Genomic DNA, 18,614 nt, shown 5'->3' on the forward strand with positions numbered 1-18,614 from the left:
GGTAAGGCGGTTGTTCTCATCACTCGCTCGGACTAAAGATGAAGTATCAATGGAACCGTGAGAGCGAACTATGAAGAATATCGTTTTATGCTGTGCCGCCGGTATGTCCACCAGCATGCTGGTACAACGAATGAAAGATGCCGCTCAGAAGAAAGGGATCGAAGTGACGATCAAGGCTGTGCCTGTCGCAGAGTTTAAAGAGAATATTGCCACGGCGGACATCGTTCTGCTCGGCCCACAGGTCAAGTATGAGCAGGCAAAATTGCAGGCGCTGGCCGATCCGCTCGGTAAGAAAGTCGCCGTGATCGACATGATGGATTACGGCATGATGAAAGGCGATGCCGTGCTGGAAAAAGCCCTGAAGCTGATGGAGCCCTAACATGGAAGAGTTAGAAACCATCATTATGGAACTGCTGGTTAATGCCGGAGCCGCACGAAGCCAGGCATTGACCGCCCTGCAACTGGCTCGCAAAGGCGACTTTGCCGGTGCCGAACAGGCGATGGAAGAGTCACGCGATTACGTCAAACTGGCGCATAAAATCCAGACGCAACTGATCGGGATCGATGAAGGAACCGGTAAGCTGCCGGTGAATCTGATCACCGTCCACTCGCAGGACCATCTGATGAACGCGATGGTGATTCAGGATCTGGCAGGTGACATGATTGAACTGTATCGCCGAATCCCGCTGGCAAACTGATAAAAAAGCCTGGTGGCGCTACGCTTACCGGGCCTACAAAAACGCCATAAAAAAACCCGCCGAAGCGGGTTTTTTACTGTCAGGCAGTCAACGATTACTCGTTGTCAGAACCACCCAGACCTGCGTTCAGCAGTTCTGCCAGGCTGGCAGAGGCATCTTCTGCAGTCACCTGCGGTGCAGCCGGAAGTTCACCCGCAGCACGGCGACGCATACGATCCTGGTGGTACGCATAACCGGTACCCGCCGGGATCAGACGACCTACGATAACGTTCTCTTTCAGGCCACGCAGTTCGTCGCGTTTACCCGCAACGGCTGCTTCGGTCAGGACACGCGTGGTCTCCTGGAACGATGCGGCAGAGATGAACGACTCGGTTGCCAGAGACGCTTTGGTGATACCCAGCAGATCGCGGGAGAACGTGGCGCCCACTTTGCCGTTCGCTTCCAGTTCGCGGTTAGCGATCTTGACGCGGGAGTATTCAACCTGTTCGCCTTCCAGGAAGTCGGAGCTACCAGCGCTTTCGATGGTGGCTTTACGCAGCATCTGACGAACGATAACTTCGATGTGTTTATCGTTAATCTTAACGCCCTGCAGACGGTATACGTCCTGAACTTCGTTAACGATGTAACGAGTTACAGCATGAACACCACGCAGACGCAGAATGTCGTGCGGTGCTTCCGGACCGTCGGAAACCACGTCACCACGTTCTACACGTTCACCTTCGAACACGTTGAGCTGACGCCATTTCGGAATCATCTCTTCGTACGGATCGCTACCGTCTACCGGGGTGATAACCAGACGACGTTTCCCTTTGGTTTCTTTACCGAAGGAAATAATACCGCTGATTTCAGCCAGGATTGCCGGCTCTTTCGGACGACGTGCTTCGAACAGGTCCGCAACGCGCGGCAGACCACCGGTGATGTCCTTGGTACCGCCGGATTCCTGCGGAACACGCGCCAGGGTGTCACCAGAACTGATCTGTACGCCATCTTCCAACTGAACAATCGCTTTACCCGGCAGGAAGTACTGCGCAGGCATGTCGGTACCCGGGATCAGTACGTCGTTACCCTGAGCATCAACGATTTTCAGTGCAGGACGCAGATCTTTACCACCGGTAGTACGTTCTGCGGAATCCAGAACCACCAGAGAAGACAGACCGGTTAACTCGTCGGTCTGACGCGTAATGGTCTGGCCGTCGATCATGTCAGTGAAGCGGACAAAACCACTCACTTCCGTGATAACCGGCATGGTGTGCGGATCCCAGTTTGCTACGGTTTCACCGCCGGCAACCTGCTCACCATCACCTTTCGCCATCACAGAGCCGTAAGGCACTTTATAGCTTTCTTTGGTACGACCGAATTCGTCGATCAGTTTCAGCTCAGTGTTACGGGAGGTGATCACCAGTTTACCGCTGGAGTTCACAACCGACTTCGCATTGCTCAGACGGATGCTACCTTTGTTTTTCACCTGGATGCTGGATTCAGCAGCCGCACGAGATGCCGCACCACCGATGTGGAACGTACGCATCGTCAGCTGTGTACCCGGCTCACCGATGGACTGTGCCGCGATAACGCCGATAGCTTCACCTTTGTTGATGATGTGGCCACGCGCCAGGTCACGACCATAGCAGTGCGCACATACACCAAAGTCGGTGTCACAGGATACAACAGAGCGAACTTTCACAGAGTCAACGGAGTTCGCTTCCAGCAGATCACACCACTGTTCATGCAGCAGCGTGTTGCGCGGAACCAGAATATCCGCCGTACCCGGCTTCAGAATGTCTTCTGCGGTTACACGACCCAGAACGCGATCGCGCAATGGCTCTTTAACATCACCACCCTCGATAACCGGGGTCATGGTGATACCTTCCAGCGTGCCGCAGTCGTCTTCGGTAACAACCAGATCCTGTGCAACGTCAACCAGACGACGCGTCAGGTAACCGGAGTTCGCTGTTTTCAGTGCGGTATCCGCCAGACCTTTACGCGCACCGTGCGTGGAGATGAAGTACTGGAGTACGTTCAGACCTTCACGGAAGTTCGCGGTGATCGGCGTTTCGATGATGGAGCCATCCGGCTTCGCCATCAGACCACGCATACCCGCCAGCTGACGAATCTGTGCAGCAGAACCACGCGCACCGGAATCGGCCATCATGTAGATGCTGTTGAAGGAAACCTGCTGCTCTTCCTGACCGTCACGGTTAATCACGGTTTCGGTTTGCAGGTTATCCATCATCGCTTTGGAAACGCGATCGTTCGCCGCAGCCCAGATATCGATCACTTTGTTGTAACGTTCGCCGGCGGTGACCAGACCAGACTGGAACTGTTCCTGGATCTCAGCAACTTCTGCTTCCGCTTCAGAGATGATCTCGTGTTTTTTCTCCGGGATGACCATGTCATCGATACCAACGGATGCACCTGAACGCGCTGCATAAGCAAAGCCGGTGTACATCGTCTGGTCCGCAAAAATAACGGTCGGTTTCAGGCCCAGAATACGGTAACAGGTGTTCAGCATTTTGGAGATGGCTTTCTTACCCAGCGCCTGGTTGACGATGGAGAAAGGCAGACCTTTCGGTACGATCATCCACAGGATTGCACGACCTACCGTCGTATCAATCAGGCTGGTTTTCGCAACGAACTCGCCGTTAGCATCTTTTTCGTATTCGGTGATACGCACTTTAACGCGCGCATGCAGAGAGGCCAGGCCAGCGCGATAAATACGCTCAGCTTCTTTCGGGCCCGTCAGCACCATGCCTTCGCCTTTGGCGTTAACACAGTCACGGGTCATGTAGTACAGACCCAGTACAACGTCCTGAGACGGAACGATGATAGGTTCGCCGTTCGCCGGGGACAGGATGTTGTTGGTAGACATCATCAGCGCACGCGCTTCGAGCTGGGCTTCCAGCGTCAGCGGTACGTGAACAGCCATCTGGTCACCATCGAAGTCGGCGTTATAGGCCGCACAAACCAGCGGGTGCAGCTGGATAGCTTTACCTTCGATAAGAACAGGTTCAAACGCCTGGATACCCAGACGGTGCAGTGTTGGTGCACGGTTCAGCAGTACCGGGTGTTCGCGGATCACTTCGTCCAGGATATCCCAAACGACAGCTTCTTCACGCTCAACCATTTTCTTCGCGGCTTTGATGGTGGTGGCGAGGCCACGCAGTTCCAGCTTGCCGTAGATGAACGGTTTGAACAGCTCCAGTGCCATTTTCTTCGGCAGACCGCACTGATGCAGACGCAGGTATGGACCTACGGTGATAACAGAACGACCGGAGTAGTCAACACGCTTACCGAGCAGGTTCTGACGGAAACGACCCTGTTTACCTTTGATCATATCGGCCAAAGATTTCAGAGGACGTTTGTTAGAACCGGTGATCGCACGACCGCGACGACCGTTATCCAGCAGGGCGTCAACCGCTTCCTGCAGCATACGTTTTTCGTTGCGTACGATGATGTCCGGCGCAGCCAGATCCAGCAGACGTTTCAGACGGTTGTTACGGTTGATCACGCGACGATACAGATCGTTTAGATCCGACGTGGCGAAACGACCACCATCCAGCGGAACCAGCGGACGCAGATCTGGCGGCAGAACCGGCAGAACGGTCAGGATCATCCACTCCGGCTTATTGCCAGACTGAACGAACGCTTCCAGCAGCTTAATACGCTTGGTCAGCTTCTTACGCTTGGTTTCGGAGTTAGTTTCGTTCAGCTCTTCACGCAGAGTTTCACACTCTTGCTCCAGATCCATGCTCTTCAGCAAGGCCTGAATAGCTTCCGCACCCATCTTCGCGTCAAATTCGTCACCGAACTCTTCCAGCGCATCCAGATACTGTTCTTCAGTCAGGATCTGCTGGCGTTCCAGATTGGTCATACCGCCTTCGATAACCACATAGGATTCGAAGTACAGTACGCGTTCGATATCGCGCAGCGGCATATCGAGCAGCAGGCCGATACGGGACGGCAGAGATTTCAGGAACCAGATGTGAGCAGTCGGGGACGCCAGCTCGATGTGGCCCATACGCTCACGGCGTACTTTAGTCTGGGTCACTTCAACGCCGCACTTCTCACAGATCACACCGCGGTGTTTCAGGCGCTTGTACTTACCGCACAGGCACTCGTAGTCTTTTACCGGCCCAAAGATACGGGCGCAGAAAAGGCCGTCACGCTCAGGTTTGAACGTACGGTAGTTAATGGTTTCCGGCTTCTTAACTTCACCGAAAGACCATGAACGGATCATGTCTGGCGAAGCCAGAGCAATTTTGATCGCATCAAACTCTTCGGTTTTAGTTTGCGCTTTCAGAAACTTTAATAAGTCTTTCACGGATTTGCTCCCGTCGGAGTTAGCACATTCCGCTGCCGGGTGTTATCCCGGCAGCAGTGACCTGTTTGAGCGAGAATTACTCGTCTTCCAGTTCGATGTTGATACCCAGCGAACGAATCTCTTTCAACAGTACGTTGAAGGATTCCGGCATGCCCGGTTCCATCTGATGGTTGCCATCTACGATGTTCTTATACATCTTAGTACGGCCGTTCACGTCATCAGACTTAACGGTGAGCATTTCCTGCAGGGTGTATGCCGCGCCGTATGCTTCCAGCGCCCACACTTCCATCTCCCCGAAGCGCTGACCACCGAACTGCGCCTTACCACCCAGCGGCTGCTGAGTAACCAGGCTGTAGGAACCGGTGGAACGAGCGTGCATCTTATCGTCGACCAGGTGGTTCAGTTTCAGCATGTACATGTAACCTACGGTTACCGGACGCTCGAACTGCTCACCCGTACGGCCGTCGAACAGCGTGATCTGACCGGAAGTCGGCAGGTCACCCAGTTTCAGCAGCTCTTTAATTTCCGCTTCTTTCGCACCGTCGAACACCGGCGTTGCGATTGGCATACCTTTGCGCAGGTTTTCAGCCAGACGCAGAACTTCTTCATCGCTGAAGGTATTCAGGTCAACTTTCTGACGAACGTCAGCACCCAGATCGTACGCACGCTGGATGAACTCGCGCAGTTTCGCGACTTCCTGCTGCTGTTTCAGCATGGCGTTGATCTTATCGCCGATACCTTTCGCAGCCATACCCAGGTGGGTTTCCAGAATCTGACCGATGTTCATACGAGACGGTACGCCCAGCGGGTTCAGTACGATATCTACCGGCGTACCGTTAGCATCGTGCGGCATATCTTCGATCGGGTTGATCTTAGAAATGACACCCTTGTTACCGTGACGACCTGCCATCTTGTCACCAGGCTGGATACGGCGTTTAACGGCCAGATAGACCTTAACAATCTTCAGCACGCCCGGTGCCAGATCGTCGCCTTGGGTGATTTTGCGGCGTTTCGCTTCGAGTTTTTTCTCGAACTCGTGTTTCAGTTCGTCGTACTGCTCAGCCAGTTGTTCCAGCTGATTTTGTTTCTCTTCATCGGTCAGGCCGAGTTCCAGCCAGCGATCGCGAGGCAGTTTGTCGAGCTTCTCAGCTTCAACACCACCGGCAACCAGCACAGCATAGATACGGCTGAACAGGCCAGCTTCGAGGATCTGCAGTTCTTCAGACAGGTCTTTCTTCGCCTGCTTCAGCTGCATCTCTTCGATTTCCAGCGCACGTTTGTCTTTTTCTACGCCATCGCGAGTAAAGACCTGAACGTCGATAACCGTACCGGAAACACCGTTTGGTACGCGCAGAGAAGAGTCTTTAACGTCAGACGCTTTCTCACCGAAGATCGCACGCAGCAGTTTTTCTTCTGGCGTCAGCTGGGTTTCACCTTTCGGCGTTACCTTACCCACCAGAATGTCGCCGCCGGTCACTTCCGCACCGATGTAAACGATACCGGATTCATCCAGTTTGGAGAGCGCAGCTTCACCCACGTTCGGGATGTCAGCGGTGATCTCTTCCGGCCCCAGCTTGGTGTCACGGGACACGCACGCCAGTTCCTGAATGTGGATGGTGGTGAAACGGTCTTCCTGGACAACACGCTCGGAAACGAGGATGGAGTCTTCGAAGTTGTAACCGTTCCACGGCATGAACGCGACGCGCATGTTCTGACCGAGCGCCAGTTCACCGAGGTCGGTGGACGGACCGTCTGCCAGTACATCACCACGTTCAACCGGCTCGCCCAGAGAGACACACGGCATCTGGTTGATACAGGTGTTCTGGTTAGAACGGGTGTATTTGGTCAGGTTGTAGATGTCGATACCCGCTTCGCCCGGGTACATCTCGTCTTCGTTAACTTTGATAACGATACGGGAAGCATCCACGTACTGAACGGTACCGCCACGTTTAGCCACCGCAGTAACACCGGAGTCAACGGCAACAGCACGTTCCATACCGGTACCTACCAGCGGCTTATCAGCGCGCAGAGTCGGAACCGCCTGACGTTGCATGTTCGCACCCATCAATGCACGGTTGGCGTCATCGTGTTCCAGGAACGGGATCAGGGACGCACCGACGGAAACCACCTGCTGAGTGGAAACGTCCATGTAGTCAACCTGGTCACGGCTGAACAGGCTGGATTCACCTTTGCTACGGCAGGTCACCAGATCTTCTACGAAGTGGCCATCGTCATCCAGGTTGGAGTTCGCCTGAGCGATAACGAAGTTACCTTCTTCAATAGCAGACAGGTAATGAATCTCATCTGTCACAACGCCATCAACCACGCGACGATACGGCGTCTCGAGGAAGCCATATTCGTTAGTCTGTGCGTACACGGACAGGGAGTTGATCAGACCGATGTTCGGACCTTCAGGCGTTTCGATTGGACATACGCGACCATAGTGCGTCGGGTGTACGTCTCGAACTTCAAAGCCAGCGCGCTCACGCGTCAGACCGCCTGGGCCGAGTGCAGAGATACGGCGTTTGTGCGTAATCTCAGACAGCGGGTTGTTCTGGTCCATAAACTGAGACAGCTGGCTGGAACCGAAGAACTCTTTCACTGCTGCAGAAATCGGTTTGGCGTTGATCATGTCCTGAGGCATCAGGGTATCCAGATCGCCCAGAGACAGACGCTCTTTCACCGCACGCTCAACACGTACCAGGCCAACGCGGAATTGGTTTTCCGCCATTTCGCCTACGGAACGGATACGACGGTTGCCGAGGTGGTCGATATCATCGACTTCGCCTTTACCGTTACGGATATCGATGAGCTTCTTCATCACTTCGATGATATCGTCTTTGCTCAGGATACCGGAACCTTCGATTTCGTCGCGCAGCAGAGAACGGTTGAACTTCATACGACCGACCGCAGACAGGTCATAACGGTCTTCAGAGAAGAACAGGTTCTCAAACAGGCTTTCAGCCGCTTCACGTGTCGGCGGCTCACCCGGGCGCATCATGCGGTAGATTTCTACCAGCGCGCTCAGACGATCGTTAGTTGGGTCGACGCGTACGGTTTCAGAAATGTACGGGCCGTGATCCAGATCGTTGGTGAACAGGGTTTCGATACGTTTGTGGCCAGACTGGCTCAGCTTAGCCAGCAGATCCAGGCTCAGCTCCATGTTCGCTGGGCAGATCAGCTCGCCAGTGGATTCGTCAACGTAATCTTTCGCAGCCACTTTGCCCGCAATGTACTCAACCGGAACTTCGATATGTTTGATATCGTCTTTTTCCAGTTGGCGGATGTGACGCGCAGTGATGCGGCGGCCTTTTTCAACGTAGATTTTACCGTTCGCTTCGATATCGAAGGAGGCGGTTTCACCACGCAGACGTTCAGGCACCAGCTCCATCTGCAGCTTGTTGTCGCGAATCTCGAAAATCACTTTTTCGAAGAACAGATCCAGGATCTGCTCAGTGGTGTAGTTCAGCGCACGCAGAATAATGGTCGCAGGCAGTTTACGGCGACGGTCGATACGTACGAACAGGTTGTCCTTCGGATCGAATTCGAAGTCCAGCCAGGAACCACGGTAAGGAATGATGCGCGCGTTATACAGCACTTTACCCGAAGAGTGGGTTTTACCTTTGTCGGAGTCAAAGAAGACGCCCGGACTACGGTGCAGCTGAGAAACGATAACACGCTCAGTACCGTTGATAACAAAGGTACCGTTGTCGGTCATGAGCGGAATTTCGCCCATGTAGACTTCTTGTTCTTTAATGTCTTTAACGGTGCCTTCCGGCGCTTCGCGCTCGTAGATCACCAGACGCAGTTTTACGCGCAGCGGTGCGGAATAGGTCACGCCACGGATCTGACATTCCTGAACGTCAAACACCGGTTCGCCAAGACGGTAGCTGACGTATTGCAGCTCGGAATTACCGCTATAGCTCTGAATCGGGAATACGGAACGGAAGGCGGCTTCCAGACCATACTGCCCCTCAGGATCTTGCTCGATAAACTTCTGAAACGAGTCAAGCTGGATAGAAAGGAGATAAGGCACATCCAGAACTTGTGGACGTTTACCAAAATCCTTACGAATACGTTTTTTCTCGGTATAGGAGTAAACCATAGGGTTCCTCAGCTCGCTGACAAGTCGACCCATCTGTCCATTGAGCGGACAGTTTGTGCAACACTATTTTGTTGACCGGAAAATCGAATACTTTCCGCAATGCCTGTTGCTATCACGCTTAAACCATTTCATTGCGATTTACACAGAACGGACGCTCTGTCGCAGTATATTAAGTCGTCGATAGAAACAAGCATTGAAAGGCACAGCAGTAGTCAAACAGTGTGAAACGCTACTGGCGCCTTACAGCGCAAAAAGGCTGGTGACCAAAAAGTCACCAGCCATCAGCCTAATTTCTCAGGCTGCAACCGGAAGGGTTGGCTTATTTAACTTCAACTTCAGCGCCAGCTTCTTCCAGAGATTTTTTCAGTGCTTCTGCGTCATCTTTGCTCACGCCTTCTTTCAGAGCGGCCGGAGCAGATTCTACCAGGTCTTTAGCTTCTTTCAGACCCAGGCCAGTTGCGCCACGTACTGCTTTGATTACAGCAACTTTGTTAGCGCCAGCAGCTTTCAGAATTACGTCGAATTCAGTTTTTTCTTCAGCAGCTTCAACCGGGCCAGCAGCTACAGCAACAGCAGCAGCAGCGGAAACACCGAATTTTTCTTCCATTGCAGAGATCAGTTCTACAACGTCCATTACGGACATAGCGGATACTGCTTCAATGATTTGATCTTTAGTGATAGACATTTAAATTGTTCCTGAATATCAGAATAAGTTTATACGTAAGCAGATGCTTTAAAAAGATAACTGCGATTAAGCAGCTTCTTTCGCATCGCGTACAGCAGCCAGAGTACGAACCAGTTTGCCAGCCGAAGCTTCTTTCATGGTTGCCATCAGGCGTGCAATTGCTTCTTCGTAGGTCGGCAGAGTTGCCAGGCGGTCGATCTGAGACGCCGGGATCAGCTCACCTTCAAAGGCAGCGGCTTTGACCTCAAATTTTGCATTCGCTTTCGCGAACTCTTTGAACAGACGAGCAGCAGCGCCCGGGTGTTCCATAGAGTATGCAATCAGGGTCGGACCAACAAACGTGTCTTTCAGGCACTCGAACGGAGAACCTTCAACAGCACGACGCAGCAGGGTGTTACGAACAACACGCATGTAAACGCCAGCTTCACGACCTGCTTTACGCAGTTCAGTCATTTTATCTACAGTCACGCCACGGGAATCCGCAACTACTGCAGACAGCGCGCCTTTGGCTACTTCGCTGACTTCAGCAACAATCGCTTGTTTGTCTTGAAGATTTAAAGCCATTAGCTTTGCTCCTGGATGTTTGCCGGAACTCATGTTCCGGAACTCACTTCACTCTTTCCAACGAAAAGAGCGTCTTAATACGGTGAGCAGAAACAAGCCAGAGTATCCAAAAATAATCTTAGCGTTCTGTCACCGTCTACGCAGGGGATTAAGTTTCTTACGAAACACCTGCGGTCTTCGACGGAGGCCTGGATAGGCCAGGCTCCAACGAACAAATCTGTTCTATGCTTCGTCTTTCGAACCGCAATTCAAATGACTTGCAGAGTGTCTGTCTCTTTCAACAGAAACGTGGGGGTAGAATTGTAGACAAATCCACCGCCCACGTAAAGCTAATCTTAGTTCGCAGAAGCGCTCAGACCAGCCTGATCAACGGCAACACCAGCACCCATGGTGGTGGAGATGCTGATTTTCTTGATGTACACGCCTTTCGCCTGAGTCGGTTTTGCTTTCTTCAGCGCAACCAGCAGAGCTTCCAGGTTTTCTTTCAGTTTGTCAGCGTCAAAATCCACTTTACCGATGGTAGTGTGGATGATGCCGTTTTTGTCGTTACGGTAACGAACCTGACCCGCTTTAGCGTTCTTAACTGCTTCAGCAACGTTCGGCGTTACGGTACCCACTTTCGGGTTTGGCATCAGGCCACGCGGACCCAGAACCTGGCCCAGTTGGCCAACAACGCGCATTGCATCCGGAGAAGCAATAACCACGTCAAAGTTCATTTCGCCTTTCTTGATCTGCTCAGCCAGATCTTCCATACCTACCAGTTCAGCGCCAGCAGCTTTAGCAGCTTCAGCGTTTGCACCCTGGGTAAATACAGCTACGCGAACGGAACGGCCAGTACCGTGCGGCAGTACAGTTGCACCACGTACGTTCTGGTCAGATTTACGCGCATCGATGCCGAGGTTAACGGCAACGTCTACGCTTTCAACGAACTTAGCGGTAGCCAGTTCTTTCAGCAGAGAGATAGCTTCGTTGATGTCGTACTGTTTGGTCGCATCAACTTTCTCACGGATCACACGCATGCGCTTGGTCAGTTTAGCCATTTCTTAGTCCTCCACTACCAGGCCCATGGAACGTGCAGTACCTTCAATGGAGCGAGTCATCGCTTCAATGTCGGCACCAGTCATGTCGGCAGCTTTGGTCTGCGCGATTTCCTGCAGCTGAGCGCGGGAAATTTTACCTACTTTGTCTTTGTTCGGCTTACCGGAACCAGACTTAATACCAGCCGCTTTCTTCAGCAGAACGGCTGCCGGAGGCGTTTTGGTAATGAAGGTGAAAGAACGGTCAGCGTAAACGGTGATAACAACCGGAATTGGCAGACCTTTTTCGATGGAATCAGTCTTAGCGTTGAACGCTTTGCAGAATTCCATGATGTTAACACCCTGTTGACCCAGAGCAGGACCAACCGGCGGACTCGGGTTTGCCATACCAGCTGCAACCTGCAGCTTGACGTAGGCTTGGACTTTCTTAGCCATTCTCAATTTCCTCTGTTGGGTGATAGCGCCTCAGAGAGGCTCCCCGTGATATAAAAATTCGTTCTACGGGCCAGGCCCATAAAAACAAAAGGCGCGAAATTGTATTCCAATCTCACGCCTTGTGCAACGATTAAATCGCCGCTTTTTTGATCGTTACTTAGGCTTTTTCAACCTGTGCAAAGTCCAGCTCTACCGGGGTCGCACGACCGAAGATAGAAACGGATACTTTCAGGCGGGACTTCTCATAGTCCACTTCTTCAACGACGCCATTAAAGTCAGCAAACGGACCATCGTTGACACGCACCATCTCACCCGGTTCAAACAACGTTTTCGGCCGCGGCTTATCACCCACCTGCTGCAGGCGATTCATAATCGCATCAACTTCTTTGTCGCTGATCGGCGCCGGACGGTCAGATGTACCGCCGATAAAGCCCATCACACGCGGTACGCTACGCACCAGGTGCCAGCTCGCGTCATTCATGACCATCTGGACCAGCACATAACCCGGGAAGAATTTACGCTCGCTCTTACGGCGCTGACCACCACGGATTTCGACCACTTCTTCGGTCGGCACCATGACTTCGCCAAACAACTCTTCCATATTGTGTAATTTGATATGCTCACGCAGCGATGTTGCTACGCGGCCTTCAAAACCGGAAAACGCCTGAACGACGTACCAGCGCTTTTTAGGAGCTTCAGACATCTCAGAACCTCAGGCCAGTGATAAAGGAAACCAGGCGAACCAGAATACCATCCAGTCCCCACAGGATCAGTGACATTACTGCGGTAACCGCAGCCACAATCAACGTGGTGTGCAATGTTTCCTGGCGAGTCGGCCAAATGACCTTACGTACTTCAGTACGCGCTTCGCGGGCAAAAGCAACGGTAGCTTTACCTTTTGTCGTCAACAGCGCGACACCACCCGCTGCAGCAATCAGAATTACTACGGCCAGCGCACGCAGCGGCAGCATCATGTCACGATAAAGATAGTTGCCAACAATTGCCACAAGCAGCAATGCCACAACCACGATCCACTTTATCGCTTCCAGGCCACGCCCGCTCCCTTGAGCTTCGGTATTCGCACTCATAAACCAACCTGTCAGAAGTATTCTACAAATAATTTCACCCCGCGAATGCGAGGCTAACCAGTCAACCTTGTGCCGAAATGCATTGGGGGCATTCCGGGCTCAACGCCCTCTTCAGAGCCTGTCTCAGCAATGATTATGACAAATAAAATCACTGATGAGCCAGGTTCTGGTTCGAAAGCGTGCAAAAAGGGCATCAAATGATGCCCTTTTAATGCGCATTGCGTCAAATGTTATCAGCGATTAGCTGAGAACTTTAGCAACAACGCCTGCGCCTACCGTACGGCCGCCTTCACGGATTGCGAAACGCAGACCGTCGTCCATCGCGATCGGGTGGATCAGGGTAACAACCATTTTGATGTTGTCGCCCGGCATTACCATCTCAACGCCTTCCGGCAGTTCGATGGTGCCAGTCACGTCAGTTGTACGGAAGTAGAACTGCGGACGGTAGCCTTTGAAGAACGGAGTATGACGGCCGCCTTCGTCTTTGGACAGGATGTACACTTCGGATTCGAACATCGTGTGCGGCTTGATGGTGCCCGGCTTAGCCAGTACCTGACCACGTTCGATTTCTTCACGTTTGATACCACGCAGCAGAACACCAACGTTCTCACCCGCACGGCCTTCGTCCAGCAGTTTGCGGAACATTTCAACGCCAGTACAGGTAGACTTGGCAGTCTCTTTGATACCAACGATTTCAACTTCTTCGCCCACTTTGATGATACCGCGTTCTACACGACCGGTAACAACGGTACCACGACCGGAGATGGAGAATACGTCTTCGATCGGCAGCAGGAACGGCTTGTCAATCGCACGCTCTGGTTCCGGGATGTAAGAATCCAGGAAGCCGGCCAGTTCGATGATTTTCGCTTCCCACTCTGCGTCGCCTTCCAGCGCTTTCAGAGCAGAACCACGAACGATCGGGGTGTCGTCGCCCGGGAAATCGTACTGAGACAGAAGTTCACGAACTTCCATTTCTACCAGTTCCAGCAGCTCTTCGTCATCAACCATGTCGCATTTGTTCAGGAACACGATGATGTACGGAACGCCTACCTGACGACCCAGCAGGATGTGCTCACGAGTCTGCGGCATCGGGCCGTCAGTCGCAGCAACAACCAGGATCGCGCCGTCCATCTGCGCAGCACCGGTGATCATGTTTTTAACATAGTCGGCGTGGCCCGGGCAGTCTACGTGTGCGTAGTGGCGAGTCGGGGTGTCATATTCAACGTGAGAAGTGTTGATGGTGATACCACGAGCTTTTTCTTCCGGCGCGTTATCGATCTGATCGAATGCGCGAGCAGCACCGCCGTAGGTTTTAGCCAGTACGGTAGTGATGGCAGCGGTCAGCGTTGTTTTACCATGGTCAACGTGGCCGATAGTACCGACGTTAACGTGCGGTTTTGTACGTTCAAACTTTTCTTTAGACATCGATTGTCCCTCTAAGACACGGATAAATCGGTGATATCACCACATCAACCAGGCGATATGCCTGAACTGTTGAATCATTGAGTCGTTACAGAGAAAACACGGGGAGGAGAAGTGAAGTGGTGCTGATACCCAGAGTCGAACTGGGGACCTCACCCTTACCAAGGGTGCGCTCTACCAACTGAGCCATATCAGCACGTCTGGAGCGGGCAGCGGGAATCGAACCCGCATCATCAGCTTGGAAGGCTGAGGTAATAGCCATTATACGATGCCCGCATCCTGAAACTCGGCTACCCAGTTCTTTCTGTAACAAAAAAAGAGACAAGTCTCTTTTCTCATTCGAGCCGATTATTTTCGTAACCAGCTCAGACAGCAATTGCTGCCAGAAAGTGGTGGTGGGGGAAGGATTCGAACCTTCGAAGTCTGTGACGGCAGATTTACAGTCTGCTCCCTTTGGCCGCTCGGGAACCCCACCGGACTTGATGGTGCCGACTACCGGAATCGAACTGGTGACCTACTGATTACAAGTCAGTTGCTCTACCTACTGAGCTAAGTCGGCATCAAGTAGCGCGCATTCTATGGAGACCTGCGTGCTCATGCAACTAAAAAATTGCATAAAATGTTCTATCGCTCACATTTTGCACTATACGACCAAAAAATGGCGTATTTTCAGTCAGCTTAGCATAAAATTTCGACATTATCTGGCAGTTCATTTCCTCCCACCTGCATCGGGTGGTACTTCAACGCACCAAATCATCGCCTGTACATCTGGAATATCCGTCACATTGCGTTTCAGGGAATGACGTTCAGAAGAGATTTTTTCTTATTATTCCCCCCCATCTGGTGTTACCCTCCTGCCCATTGTCCAAATTAACTGAAATGCGACGTGCCATTGCATGCCGGGGATGACGCGCTTTTTATCACTGCCCTGATGGTGTAATGACAGCCAGAAACATGCTTATGAGTATAAAAGAGCAAACGTTAATGACGCCTTACCTACAGTTTGACCGCAACCAGTGGGCTGCGCTTCGTGATTCCGTGCCGATGACCCTCACTGAAGAAGAGATCGCACGGTTAAAAGGGATTAATGAAGATTTATCGCTGGAAGAAGTTGCAGAGATCTATTTGCCCTTGTCGCGTTTGCTTAACTTCTATATCAGCTCGAACCTGCGTCGTCAGGCTGTTCTCGAACAGTTTCTGGGCACGAACGGTGAGCGTATCCCTTATATCATCAGTATTGCTGGCAGCGTAGCGGTGGGGAAAAGTACCACTGCGCGTGTATTACAGGCGTTACTGAGCCGTTGGCCAGAACATCGTCGCGTTGAACTGATCACCACGGATGGTTTTCTTCATCCAAACCAGGTATTAAAAGACCGTGGGTTAATGAAGAAGAAAGGTTTTCCGGAATCGTATGACATGCATCGTCTGGTCAAGTTTGTCTCCGATCTCAAATCCGGCGTGCCAAACGTAACCGCTCCGGTTTATTCGCATCTGATTTATGATGTGATCCCTGATGGGGATAAAACCGTGGCCCAACCCGATATATTAATTCTCGAAGGACTCAATGTTCTGCAGAGCGGGATGGACTATCCACACGACCCTCATCATGTATTTGTTTCGGACTTCGTCGACTTCTCTATTTATGTTGATGCACCGGAAGAGTTACTGCAGACATGGTATATCAATCGTTTTCTTAAATTCCGCGAGGGGGCGTTTACCGACCCTGACTCTTATTTCCATAACTACGCGAAACTGACGAAAGAGGAGGCGATCAATACGGCCACCTCATTATGGAAAGAAATTAACTGGCTGAATTTAAAACAAAATATTCTACCCACGCGTGAGCGCGCGAGTCTGATTATGACCAAGAGCGCCAATCATGCCGTCGAGCAGGTTCGCCTGCGAAAATAATTAAAAAGGGAGCTTTCGCTCCCTTTTTAATTATTCAGCGCTTCTCAGGGAGATTTCTCCCCCAACCCACGGTTTTATAATACCATCCTGTTCCAGAAGTAATGCGCCCTGCGCATCGATACCTCGTGAAATACCGTATATTTCTTTGTCACCGATAATCAGTTTAACCTGGCGATTGATAAAGTTATCCAGCTTTTCCCAACGGGAAAGATAAGGAGCCAGTCCTTCTTGCTCAAATAACTCCAGCGCGGTACGTAATTCACGAATGAGCCTTGCCGCCAGCGTATTGCGATCGAGCGTAATCCCAGCTTCCTGCAACGTAATCCATCCCTGATTCACCACGCCTTCTTCCACACGGCGCATTGCCATGTTAATGCCGGCGCCGATGACGATCTGCGCAGCATCGCCCGTCTTACCCGTTAACTCAACCAGGATCCCCGCCAGTTTGCGATCCAACAGGTAGAGATCGTTAGGCCACTTCACCCGTACCTTGTCCGCACCCAGATCGCGTAGAACTTCAGCCATTACGATACCGATCACCAGACTTAAGCCGATCGCGGCGGCCGGCCCCTGCTCCAGACGCCAGTACATTGAAAGATAAAGGTTTGCGCCAAAGGGGGAAAACCACTTACGTCCACGACGTCCACGACCTGCCTGTTGGTATTCCGCCACGCAGGCATCGCCAGACTGCAATAGATCGATGCGGTCCAGCAGGTACTGATTGGTGGAATCAATAACCGGCAGCACAGCCACCGTGCCGCGATCCAACTGACTGTGGATGCGGTCAGAATCCAGCAACTGAATCGGCTCCGGTAAACTGTATCCTTTGCCTGGCACGGTAAAGACATCAACTCCCCAGTCACGTAGAGTCTGGATATGTTTATTGATGGCCGCCCGGCTCATCCCCAACTGTTCACCCAGTTGCTCACCGGAATGAAACTCGCCATCGGCCAGTAAGGAGATAAGCATCAGAGGAACGGTATTATCCTTCATGCAATGATCTCCACAGCATTGACTTCGCCACTCTGCCCGATGAAGCGTACTTCAGGCTCCAGCCAGACGTTAAATTTCTCACCGACTTTCGCACGCACCAGGTGCGCGAGATTGACCACATCTTCGCTTGTCGCGTTAGCCGCGTTAATAAGTACAAGCGCCTGTTGACGATGTACGGCTGCCCCTCCGATACCCACGCCTTTCAACTCACATTGGTCAATGAGCCAGCCAGCCGCCAGTTTTACTGAACCATCAGGTTGAGGGTAATGAGGGGCATTCGGAAACTGAGACAGCAGTGCCTCAACCACATCCTTTGCCACGACGGGGTTTTTAAAAAAGCTGCCCGCATTACCGTTCACTTTTGGATCGGGCAGTTTTGTTATACGCATATGGCAAACCGAATCAAACACCTGCTGGGGCGTTACCGTGGCCGGATCCAGACGCGTCAGGTCGCCATAGGTCAACACTGGTTGCCATTGCTTAGTCAAACGTAACCCCACCGCAACGATCGCGTAGCGATCCTGGTATTCATGTTTAAAGATACTGTCACGATAGCCAAAGCGACATTCCGCCGCACTCACGCGCCGCGATTTTCCTGTCGCCAGCTCAACACAGTCAACATAATCACACACTCGCTTGAGCTCCACGCCGTAAGCACCAATATTCTGGATCGGTGAAGACCCTACGCAGCCGGGGATCAGCGCCAGGTTTTCCAGCCCCGGCATGCCAAGACGTAGTGTATGCTGAACCAGATGATGCCAGTTTTCACCCGCACCGACATGCAATAACCACGCGTCTGGTTGCTCTGTTACTTCAATGCCTTTGATACGATTGACGATCACTGTCCCGCGGAAGGCGTCAAGGAACAGGACGTTACTCCCTTCACCCAGTATCAGTACCGGCTGATGCAACGCATTGGCAGATTGCCAGGCGCTAAGTAGTTGTTGTTCATTTTCGGCGCAAACAATCTCATTGGCATTTTGATCGATGCCAAAAGTATTCCAGGATTTAAGGGAGTGATTCATAGAGGCTTTCCTGATGCAAAATCGCGGTTAGTTTACCGCATATGCCGCAGTATGGCTTGTATTATGGCGGGATGACGTTATTCGATAAAATGATCCGACCGATGACGGATGCAAAAAAGCCCATCCGTCAGGATGGGCTCTTCACTTGTTTGATGCCTGGCAGTTCCCTACTCTCGCATGGGGAGACCCCACACTACCATCGGCGCTACGGCGTTTCACTTCTGAGTTCGGCATGGGGTCAGGTGGGACCACCGCGCTACAGCCGCCAGGCAAATTCTGTTTATTAACCCGCCTTTCGCCGGTTAATCTAATCTGTAATCAGGCTGAAAATTT

14 protein-coding genes, 4 tRNA genes and 1 rRNA gene are annotated in these 18,614 nt (G+C 52.1%); 3 read left to right on the forward strand and 16 right to left on the reverse strand.

Annotation, left to right across the window (positions count from 1 at the left end):
• The first annotated feature begins 70 nt into the window (after positions 1-70).
• Together KI228_RS20685 and KI228_RS20690 are read left to right on the forward strand one after the other, a co-directional pair.
• Positions 71-379 carry a PTS sugar transporter subunit IIB gene (locus tag KI228_RS20685; RefSeq protein ID WP_042998973.1) on the forward strand — a complete coding sequence of 103 codons (309 nt, stop codon included), beginning with the start codon at positions 71-73 and terminating at the stop codon, positions 377-379.
• Between the two features lies 1 nt (position 380).
• Positions 381-698 (forward strand): PTS lactose/cellobiose transporter subunit IIA, encoded by a 318-nt coding sequence (locus KI228_RS20690; RefSeq protein ID WP_042998972.1) that lies wholly within the window; start codon positions 381-383, stop codon positions 696-698.
• Between the two features lie 94 nt (positions 699-792).
• Here KI228_RS20690 and rpoC read toward each other — a convergent pair whose 3' ends face one another.
• The 13 genes from rpoC to KI228_RS20755 all read right to left on the reverse strand — a co-directional run bounded on the left by rpoC (position 793) and on the right by KI228_RS20755 (position 14,911).
• A complete protein-coding gene (gene rpoC / locus KI228_RS20695; protein WP_042998971.1) occupies positions 793-5,016 on the reverse strand; it encodes a DNA-directed RNA polymerase subunit beta' in 4,224 nt (1,407 codons plus the stop codon).
• A gap of 76 nt (positions 5,017-5,092) precedes the next feature.
• Positions 5,093-9,121 (reverse strand): DNA-directed RNA polymerase subunit beta, encoded by a 4,029-nt coding sequence (gene rpoB / locus KI228_RS20700; RefSeq protein WP_042998970.1) that lies wholly within the window; start codon positions 9,119-9,121, stop codon positions 5,093-5,095.
• Between the two features lie 319 nt (positions 9,122-9,440).
• Positions 9,441-9,806: a 50S ribosomal protein L7/L12 gene (gene rplL, locus KI228_RS20705; protein WP_012133812.1), complete on the reverse strand. Its 366-nt coding sequence runs from the start codon at positions 9,804-9,806 to the stop codon at positions 9,441-9,443.
• A 66-nt stretch (positions 9,807-9,872) separates the two neighbouring features.
• The gene (gene rplJ, locus KI228_RS20710) at positions 9,873-10,370 is read right to left on the reverse strand and encodes a 50S ribosomal protein L10 (RefSeq protein ID WP_042293041.1); all 498 of its coding nucleotides are present in this window, start codon (positions 10,368-10,370) and stop codon (positions 9,873-9,875) included.
• 335 nt (positions 10,371-10,705) lie between these two features.
• Positions 10,706-11,410 carry a 50S ribosomal protein L1 gene (rplA, locus tag KI228_RS20715; RefSeq protein WP_042998969.1) on the reverse strand — a complete coding sequence of 235 codons (705 nt, stop codon included), beginning with the start codon at positions 11,408-11,410 and terminating at the stop codon, positions 10,706-10,708.
• A gap of 3 nt (positions 11,411-11,413) precedes the next feature.
• Positions 11,414-11,842, reverse strand: a complete 429-nt coding sequence (rplK, locus tag KI228_RS20720) for a 50S ribosomal protein L11 (RefSeq protein ID WP_012133815.1) — start codon at positions 11,840-11,842, stop codon at positions 11,414-11,416.
• A 157-nt stretch (positions 11,843-11,999) separates the two neighbouring features.
• Positions 12,000-12,545: a transcription termination/antitermination protein NusG gene (gene nusG, locus KI228_RS20725; protein WP_003862341.1), complete on the reverse strand. Its 546-nt coding sequence runs from the start codon at positions 12,543-12,545 to the stop codon at positions 12,000-12,002.
• A gap of 1 nt (position 12,546) precedes the next feature.
• Positions 12,547-12,930 carry a preprotein translocase subunit SecE gene (gene secE / locus KI228_RS20730; protein WP_012907759.1) on the reverse strand — a complete coding sequence of 128 codons (384 nt, stop codon included), beginning with the start codon at positions 12,928-12,930 and terminating at the stop codon, positions 12,547-12,549.
• A 240-nt stretch (positions 12,931-13,170) separates the two neighbouring features.
• On the reverse strand, positions 13,171-14,355 hold the full coding sequence (tuf, locus tag KI228_RS20735; RefSeq protein WP_042998968.1) for an elongation factor Tu: 1,185 nt from the start codon (positions 14,353-14,355) through the stop codon (positions 13,171-13,173).
• Between the two features lie 117 nt (positions 14,356-14,472).
• Positions 14,473-14,548, reverse strand: a tRNA-Thr gene (locus tag KI228_RS20740).
• Positions 14,549-14,553: 5 nt separating this feature from the next.
• Positions 14,554-14,628: transfer RNA gene (locus KI228_RS20745), tRNA-Gly, on the reverse strand.
• A gap of 114 nt (positions 14,629-14,742) precedes the next feature.
• Positions 14,743-14,827 (reverse strand) — tRNA-Tyr (locus KI228_RS20750).
• 8 nt (positions 14,828-14,835) lie between these two features.
• Positions 14,836-14,911: transfer RNA gene (locus tag KI228_RS20755), tRNA-Thr, on the reverse strand.
• 401 nt (positions 14,912-15,312) lie between these two features.
• Between KI228_RS20755 and coaA the strand changes: the two genes are divergently transcribed.
• On the forward strand, positions 15,313-16,263 hold the full coding sequence (gene coaA, locus KI228_RS20760; RefSeq protein ID WP_061069505.1) for a type I pantothenate kinase: 951 nt from the start codon (positions 15,313-15,315) through the stop codon (positions 16,261-16,263).
• A 30-nt stretch (positions 16,264-16,293) separates the two neighbouring features.
• On the opposite strand, the gene birA is transcribed toward coaA, so the two are convergent.
• From birA to rrf, 3 genes are all read right to left on the reverse strand, one after another.
• A complete protein-coding gene (birA, locus tag KI228_RS20765) occupies positions 16,294-17,256 on the reverse strand; it encodes a bifunctional biotin--[acetyl-CoA-carboxylase] ligase/biotin operon repressor BirA (protein ID WP_061069504.1) in 963 nt (320 codons plus the stop codon).
• On the reverse strand, positions 17,253-18,281 hold the full coding sequence (gene murB, locus KI228_RS20770; RefSeq protein WP_061069503.1) for a UDP-N-acetylmuramate dehydrogenase: 1,029 nt from the start codon (positions 18,279-18,281) through the stop codon (positions 17,253-17,255). The genes birA and murB overlap by 4 nt, the downstream gene beginning before the upstream one ends.
• A gap of 154 nt (positions 18,282-18,435) precedes the next feature.
• Positions 18,436-18,551, reverse strand: a 5S ribosomal RNA gene (rrf, locus tag KI228_RS20775).
• Positions 18,552-18,614: the final 63 nt, after the last annotated feature.

Source organism: Citrobacter amalonaticus (assembly GCF_018323885.1).
Classification (GTDB): domain Bacteria; phylum Pseudomonadota; class Gammaproteobacteria; order Enterobacterales; family Enterobacteriaceae; genus Citrobacter_A; species Citrobacter_A amalonaticus.

Excerpts from the sequence above, each read along its gene's own strand:
- KI228_RS20685 (WP_042998973.1), top strand. The coding sequence starts at position 71 with ATGAAGAATATCGTTTTATGCTGTGCCGCCGGTATGTCCACCAGCATG.
- KI228_RS20690 (WP_042998972.1), top strand. The coding sequence starts at position 381 with ATGGAAGAGTTAGAAACCATCATTATGGAACTGCTGGTTAATGCCGGA.
- rpoB (WP_042998970.1), bottom strand. The coding sequence starts at position 9,121 with ATGGTTTACTCCTATACCGAGAAAAAACGTATTCGTAAGGATTTTGGT.
- rplL (WP_012133812.1), bottom strand. The coding sequence starts at position 9,806 with ATGTCTATCACTAAAGATCAAATCATTGAAGCAGTATCCGCTATGTCC.
- rplJ (WP_042293041.1), bottom strand. The coding sequence starts at position 10,370 with ATGGCTTTAAATCTTCAAGACAAACAAGCGATTGTTGCTGAAGTCAGC.
- rplA (WP_042998969.1), bottom strand. The coding sequence starts at position 11,410 with ATGGCTAAACTGACCAAGCGCATGCGTGTGATCCGTGAGAAAGTTGAT.
- rplK (WP_012133815.1), bottom strand. The coding sequence starts at position 11,842 with ATGGCTAAGAAAGTCCAAGCCTACGTCAAGCTGCAGGTTGCAGCTGGT.
- nusG (WP_003862341.1), bottom strand. The coding sequence starts at position 12,545 with ATGTCTGAAGCTCCTAAAAAGCGCTGGTACGTCGTTCAGGCGTTTTCC.
- secE (WP_012907759.1), bottom strand. The coding sequence starts at position 12,930 with ATGAGTGCGAATACCGAAGCTCAAGGGAGCGGGCGTGGCCTGGAAGCG.
- tuf (WP_042998968.1), bottom strand. The coding sequence starts at position 14,355 with ATGTCTAAAGAAAAGTTTGAACGTACAAAACCGCACGTTAACGTCGGT.
- coaA (WP_061069505.1), top strand. The coding sequence starts at position 15,313 with ATGAGTATAAAAGAGCAAACGTTAATGACGCCTTACCTACAGTTTGAC.
- birA (WP_061069504.1), bottom strand. The coding sequence starts at position 17,256 with ATGAAGGATAATACCGTTCCTCTGATGCTTATCTCCTTACTGGCCGAT.
- murB (WP_061069503.1), bottom strand. The coding sequence starts at position 18,281 with ATGAATCACTCCCTTAAATCCTGGAATACTTTTGGCATCGATCAAAAT.